The following is a 6,062-nucleotide window of genomic DNA, read 5'->3' on the forward strand; positions in this document are numbered from 1 at the left end:
TTGGCGTGCTCGCCGCCGGTGGTATGTACGTGCCGATCGGGGTTGACCAGCCGCCGCTGCGCCGCGCACGAATCCTGGCCAGAGCCGGCGGCCGCGCCGCCAGCGGCCAAACTGATCACGACTCCCGCCGACGGGGCTCCGCGGACACGACCTAGCTGGTCGCCATCTCCAGCGCCACCACGATGTCGGCGACCAGGTCCGCGGTGTCCTCACACCCCGCAGACAGTCGCACGAACCCCTCGGGCACGGCGTCGCCCCACTGGGCGCGCCGGTCCGCGGTGGTGTGCAGGCCGCCGAAGCTGGTGGTGGCCGAGACCAGCTCGCTGGCGGCCAGGAACCGGTGCACGGTCTCCTTGTCCGGCAAGGTGAACCGGAGCACGCCGCCGAACCGGCTCATCTGCCGCTTGGCGATCTCGTGCGCGGGGTCCTCGGGCAGTCCGGGCCAGCGCAGGTCGGTGATCGCCGGGTGCGCGCGCAGCGCGGTCGCGATCGCCTGGGCGTTGTCAGCCTGCCTGCGCAGCCGGAGGTCCAGGGTGCCCAGGCCGCGGTGGGCCAGCCAGGTCTCGAACGGGCCGGGGATCGCGCCGCTGAGCTTGCGGCCCTGGGCCAGCCGGGCGTACAGCTCGGGGTCGTTGGTGGAGAGGTGGCCCAGCAGCAGGTCGCTGTGCCCGGACAGCGCCTTGGTGTCGCTGGCCACCACCACGTCCGCGCCCAGCTCCAGCGGGCGCTGGCCGAGCGGGGTGGCGGTGGTGTTGTCCACGGCCACGATCGCGCCGGTCTCGTGCGCCAGGTCGCTGAGCACGCGCAGGTCGCAGACGTCCAGCAGCGGGTTGGACGGGGTCTCCAGCAGCACCAGCCGCACGCCCTCGAACACCTCGGCCGACCACGGTCCCGGCGTGGCCACCTCGCGCACCCGCACGCCGAACTGGGCCAGCTCCGAGTGCACCAGCTGCCGGGTGGCGTAGTAGCCGTCGGCGGGCACGATCACCGTGTCGCCCGAGCGCAGGGTGGCGCGCAGCAGTCCGGCGATGGCGGCCATGCCCGAGGGGTAGACCAGGCTGCGGCCGCCGTCCAGCGCGCCGATGGCCTCCTCCAGCAGCTCCCAGGTCGGGTTCTCCGCGCGGCCGTAGGTGTTGCCGGACGGGGTCTCCGGCAGGTGGTAGACCGAGGCGAACACCGGCCCCGGCACCAGCGGCTGACCGGGCACCGGCAGCGGCACACCCGCGTGCACGCACCGGGTGCCGTCGCCCCATTCTTCGTTCATGCTCGACCCTGACCAAGCAGGTCTTCGGTGTTCACTGCCGTTCGTCCTTCTGTGCCCGGCCCAACAGCTCGGCCGCCATCTTCAGCGGTTCCAGCCCCTGGTGGCAGACCCGGTACACGCCATCGGTGATCGGCATGTCCACCCCGTGCCGCGCGGCCAGCTCGCGGATCGAGGAGCAGGACTTCACGCCCTCGGCGACCTGTCCGTGGGTGGCCTCCTGCGCCTGGACCAGGGTCTCGCCGCGGCCCAGCCGGTCGCCGAAGGAACGGTTGCGGGACAGCGGGGAGGCGCAGGTGGCGACCAGGTCGCCGAGCCCGGCCAGGCCGGAGAAGGTGAGCGGGTCCGCGCCCAGCGCCAGGCCCAGCCGCGCGGTCTCGGCCAGACCGCGGGTGATCAGCGCGGCCATCGTGTTGTCGCCGTAGCCGAGGCCGCCTGCCATGCCGCAGGCCAGCGCGATCACGTTCTTGCACGCGCCGCCCAGCTCGCAGCCCACCACGTCGGTGTTGGTGTAGGAGCGGAAGTAGTTGGTGAAGCAGGCCCGCTGGAAGGCCACCGCGCGCTCGGCGTCCGGGCAGGCCACCACGCTCGCGGTGGGCTGCTCGGCGGCGATCTCGCGGGCCAGGTTCGGCCCGGACACCACCGCGACCTGCGCGGCCGGCACCTCGGCGACCTCGGCCACCACCTCGCTCATCCGCTTGAGCGTGCCCAGCTCCACGCCCTTGGCCAGGCTCACCAGGGTCGCGCCCGGCGGCAGCGCCGGCCGCCAGCCGGCCAGGTTCTCCCGCAGGGTCTGGCTGGGCACCGCCAGCACCACCGCCTGCGCGCCGGCCAGCGCGGCCAGCGGGTCCACTGTGGCGCGCAGGGTGGCCGGCAGCGGAATGCCGGGCAGGTAGTCGGGGTTCTCGCCGCGCTCGGTGATGGCCGCGGCCACCTCGGGGCGGCGGGCCCACAGCACCACGTCCCGGCCCGCGTCGGCGAGCACCTTGGCGAAGGTGGTGCCCCAGGATCCGGCGCCGAGCACCGCGATCCGCTGTGGCATCACTTCTCGCCGTCCTTGGGCTCGTCGTCCTTCTTCTTGCGCACGGTGTAGAACTCCGTCGGCGCGGTCTCCCCGCGCACCTCGGCCAGCAGCGAGCGCACCTCGCCCATCAGGTGGTCGGTGACCTCGCGCAGCAGGTCCCCGTCCACCTCGCGGCCCTGGAACCGGGACAGGTCCAGCGGCGGACCGGCCTTCACCGTGACGGTCTTGCGCGGGAACAGGCTCAGCTTCTTCTTGTACCGGTCGAAGACCAGGTGGGTGTTCCAGTGCACCATCGGCACGCAGACCGCCTCGCCGTTGACGCAGCGGTCCACCGCGAGCCGCCCGACGCCGACGTGCGAGTGCATCGGCCAGACCTCGGGGTCACGGGTGATGGTGCCCTCCGGGTAGATCACCACGACCTTGCCCTCGCCCAGGGCCTCCAGTCCGGACTGCAGGCTGCGGCGGGCGTCCACCGAGCCGCGGTGCACCGGGATCTGGCCGGAGCCCTTGAGGATCGCGCCGAGCACCGGGACCTTCCACAGGCTGGCCTTGGCCAGGAACCGGGGCACCCGGCGGGCGCAGCGCACGAACACCGCGCTGTAGACCGGGTCCAGGTAGGAGATGTGGTTGGCGACCACCAGCACCGGCTTGTCGAACGGGATGTGCTCGAGTCCGGCGAACTTCCGTCTGGCCAGGATCCTGGTCAGCGGGAAGAAGATCGCCGCGGCCAGCCCGACCCAGAAGCCGCCCTTCTCCTTCTTGGCCACCCTGATGTCTCCTTCGTCTCACCGATGCCGTGTTGCCTCGTCTTGCTGCCGCGAGTCTTCCCCGCGAGGGTGGGGAAGGTCCAGTTGGGAGGATGGTGGGGTGTCCAACCGTGTCGATCTCGTGGTCCCGGTGAAGGTGCTGCTCCGGGCCAAGTCCAGGTTGCTGGGCGCCGCTGACAACGGCGCAGGCGACCGGACCGCGCATGAACGCCTGGCCCTTGCCCTGGTCACCGACACCATGACCGCGGCCCGCGCGGCCGATCGGGTGCGCCGCCTGCTGGCCATCACCTCGGATCCGAACGTGGCCGAGGTGCTCACCGGCCTCGGCGTGGAGACCGTGCCGGACGTGCCGGGCGGCCTGAACGCGGCCCTGGCCTACGGCGCGGACCTGCTCCGCCAGGACCACCCCGGCGCCCGGATCGGCGCGCTCCAGGCCGACTTGCCCGCGCTGCGCCCCGAGGAGCTGGACGCCGCGCTGGCGGCCGCCCCGGAACGGGCGTTCGTGCCGGACCGGCAGGGTACCGGCACCACGCTGCTGCTGGCCGGTCTCGGCCCGCTGGACCCGCGCTTCGGCCCCGGTTCCGCCACCGCGCACGCGGCCTCCGGCGCGGCCGAACTGCTCGGCCCGTGGCCCTCGCTGCGCTGCGACGTGGACACTGCCGAGGACCTGGTGGCCGCCGCCGCGCTCGGCCTCGGCGAGCACACCGCCCGCCTGCTGGCCCCGGCCGCATAGCCGCGAGGGCGGCCCCAGTGGGACCGCCCTCGTCAGTCGTGCCTGGTCAGCAGCAGCTGGCCGCGCCCTCGGTGCAGCCCTGGCCGCCGCGGCGCAGGACCATCGGGCAGGCCCAGCCGTAGTCCGGGTCCGGGGCCAGCGGCAGCCGGTTGGAGCGGTTGGTGGTGGTCAGCACCGCGTCGTCGACCGGCTTGGTGGTCTTGAGCACCACCTCCTGGCCGGCCTCGCGGGCCGCCTCCGCGCCCTTGGTCAGCTTGACGATCTCCACACCGCGGGCGATGTCGGCGATGTAGGCCCGGCCCTTGTGCCAGTACGGCGAGAAGGAGACCGCCGCCTCCGGCCGGTAGTAGGCGATCTGGAACGGCCGCGCCGGGTCGCTGACGTCCAGGAACCGGGTGCCCTGGCCGTAGAAGGAGTAGGCCACCACGCGGTCGTGGATGTCGAAGTAGTGCGCGGAGCAGCCCGCGTCGGTGATGGTGCCCTCCTGGTCGTGCGGGCTCCACACGCTGACCGTCTCCAGGTGGAACGGCTTGGTCTCACTGGCCTGCCAGGACTCGCCCTTGCCGGAGCCCTTCAGCGAGGAGATCACGAACCGGCCCTGGTTCGCGCAGGTCGGCGAGCCGAAGGCCTCCTCGGTGTGCAGCAGCAGGCTGCCCGCCGGGTGCTTGGCCGAGGGCTTGGGGCCGTCGGCCAGCCGCGAGCCGACCGGACGGATCGAGTTGTGGCTGAACGCGGTCGGCATGTCCTTGCTGGGCACACCGCCACCGGCGTACGGGATCGGGTTGACCGCGGTGGCTTCGCGGAACTTCTTGGTCAGCGGGTCGAAGTGCCAGCCGGAGGTGCGGTAGCCACGGGTGCCGCCGGTGCCCGCGACCCAGGCGATGCCCGCGGCGTCCACCTGGACGTCGTGGGTCATGTGCGTCTTGCCCTGGTTGCGGTTCAGGTCGACGTAGGTGGTCGCGGTCTTGGGGTTGCGCGGATCCCTGATGTCGGTGACGAAGATCTTCCCGGACCGCTTGTACAGGTCCGGGTCGGTGGCCGGGGTGCCGTCGTAGCCCGCGGTCCACAGGTACTGGCAGTCGTTGACGCAGGTCGTGGTGTGCCCGGTGCCCATCTCGGCGAAGCTGACCAGCTTGAGGTCGGCCGGGTCCTTGGCGTCCAGGATGTAGACGCCGGTGGGCCGCGGCCCGCTGGGCTGGCGCCCGAACGCGGTGCGCTCGCGAGCCATGAAGACCAGCTTGCGCTTGTGGTCGACGTCGACGTCCTCGTTCTCCCAGAACCGCTTGCTCACGTCGTCGCCGGGCAGCGCCAGCGTCGAGTTCTCCAGGTGGTCCAGGAACACCGGCTTGTCCGGATTGGACACGTCGTAGGACTTGAGACCGAACTCACCACTGACGAACATCACCTCCCGCTGCCGCCAGCCGGTGCGGTAGGTGGAGTAGTTGATGGAGATCGCGCCCTTGGTCTCGGGCAGGCGGTTGACCACCTCGACGTTGGCCGAGGCGGCGGGCAGCTCTGGCAGGTCTTCGGCGGCGGACTGCGCGGCGGACGGCGGCGCGACCGGCGAAGCCGGGTTCGCGGCGGCGAATCCACCCCCGGTCAGCGCGGTCGCGAGCGCGGCGGTCAGCACCACGAGTGTCTTCATCGTGCGGAACCCCTCTTCGTGAACAGCTGTCCTCGCACCCTCGCAGTGGCCCAGGCCAGCGGCAACAGTCGTTAGTCGTAGGCTGTTCGGCATGGCGGAACAGGCCACCGTGCACACCAGGCACGCCGACGGCTCGCTCACCGTGCTGCGCGATGACGGCCTGCTGGTGGACGCCCCGGCCGCCGCGGTGCTCGCCGGCGGCTGGCTCGCCCCCCGCCCGGGGCAGCGGGTGACCTTGGAACGGGTGGACGGCCAGGTCGTCGCGGTACGCCCACCGGTTCCGCCGGCTTAATCGGAAGTTCACGCGGTGGCCGGCGATCCCGCCACGTGCGGGGCGCGACAACCGTCCCGGTCAGCGACAATGGCTGGGTGAGCACGGACCGCAGTGAGGACAAGCCGACCGAACCGACGACACGGGCGGGTCGCCCCCGACCGTCCACTCGGAACACCACCGCGAAGGCCGCCACCTCCCGGCGCAGGGCCACCCCCGCCACGCCCCCCGACTCGCCGGCGCCCGAGACCGCCGCCCCGGCGGCCCGGCGCACCCGCAAGCCGGCCGAGGCGGCCGAGCCACCACCAGCCAGCCGGCCCAGGAGGCGCAAGCAGCCCGCGCTCGCCGAGCCGCCCGCGAG

The 6,062-nt window shown here is 72.6% G+C and carries 6 protein-coding genes and 1 pseudogene; 3 read left to right on the forward strand and 4 right to left on the reverse strand.

Going from position 1 to position 6,062, the window contains the following annotated elements; genetic code table 11:
* Window positions 1–151: 151 nt before the first annotated feature.
* The 3 genes from ACWDY5_RS41285 to ACWDY5_RS41295 are packed head-to-tail and all read right to left on the reverse strand — an operon-like array spanning window position 152 to window position 3,052.
* Window positions 152–1,264, reverse strand: coding sequence for a cystathionine gamma-lyase (locus tag ACWDY5_RS41285; protein WP_449727575.1), 1,113 nt, complete (start codon window positions 1,262–1,264; stop codon window positions 152–154).
* A gap of 31 nt (window positions 1,265–1,295) precedes the next feature.
* Window positions 1,296–2,303 (reverse strand): NAD(P)H-dependent glycerol-3-phosphate dehydrogenase, encoded by a 1,008-nt coding sequence (locus tag ACWDY5_RS41290; RefSeq protein WP_449727576.1) that lies wholly within the window; start codon window positions 2,301–2,303, stop codon window positions 1,296–1,298.
* Window positions 2,303–3,052, reverse strand: a complete 750-nt coding sequence (locus ACWDY5_RS41295; RefSeq protein ID WP_449727577.1) for a lysophospholipid acyltransferase family protein — start codon at window positions 3,050–3,052, stop codon at window positions 2,303–2,305. Before ACWDY5_RS41295 ends, ACWDY5_RS41290 begins: the two co-directional genes overlap by 1 nt.
* 100 nt (window positions 3,053–3,152) lie before the next feature.
* Between ACWDY5_RS41295 and cofC the strand changes: the two genes are divergently transcribed.
* Window positions 3,153–3,785 (forward strand): 2-phospho-L-lactate guanylyltransferase, encoded by a 633-nt coding sequence (gene cofC, locus ACWDY5_RS41300; protein WP_449727578.1) that lies wholly within the window; start codon window positions 3,153–3,155, stop codon window positions 3,783–3,785.
* Window positions 3,786–3,831: 46 nt separating this feature from the next.
* Here the strand turns inward: cofC and ACWDY5_RS41305 are convergent, their stop codons facing one another.
* Window positions 3,832–5,430: an LVIVD repeat-containing protein gene (locus ACWDY5_RS41305; protein ID WP_449727579.1), complete on the reverse strand. Its 1,599-nt coding sequence runs from the start codon at window positions 5,428–5,430 to the stop codon at window positions 3,832–3,834.
* Between the two features lie 91 nt (window positions 5,431–5,521).
* Here ACWDY5_RS41305 and ACWDY5_RS41310 point away from each other — a divergent pair, with 91 nt between their 5' ends.
* The gene (locus ACWDY5_RS41310; protein ID WP_252484958.1) at window positions 5,522–5,722 is read left to right on the forward strand and encodes a hypothetical protein; all 201 of its coding nucleotides are present in this window, start codon (window positions 5,522–5,524) and stop codon (window positions 5,720–5,722) included.
* Window positions 5,723–5,799: 77 nt separating this feature from the next.
* A pseudogene (locus tag ACWDY5_RS41315) lies at window positions 5,800–6,062 on the forward strand (hypothetical protein); the annotation flags it as partial.

The organism is Crossiella sp. NPDC003009 (assembly GCF_053591555.1).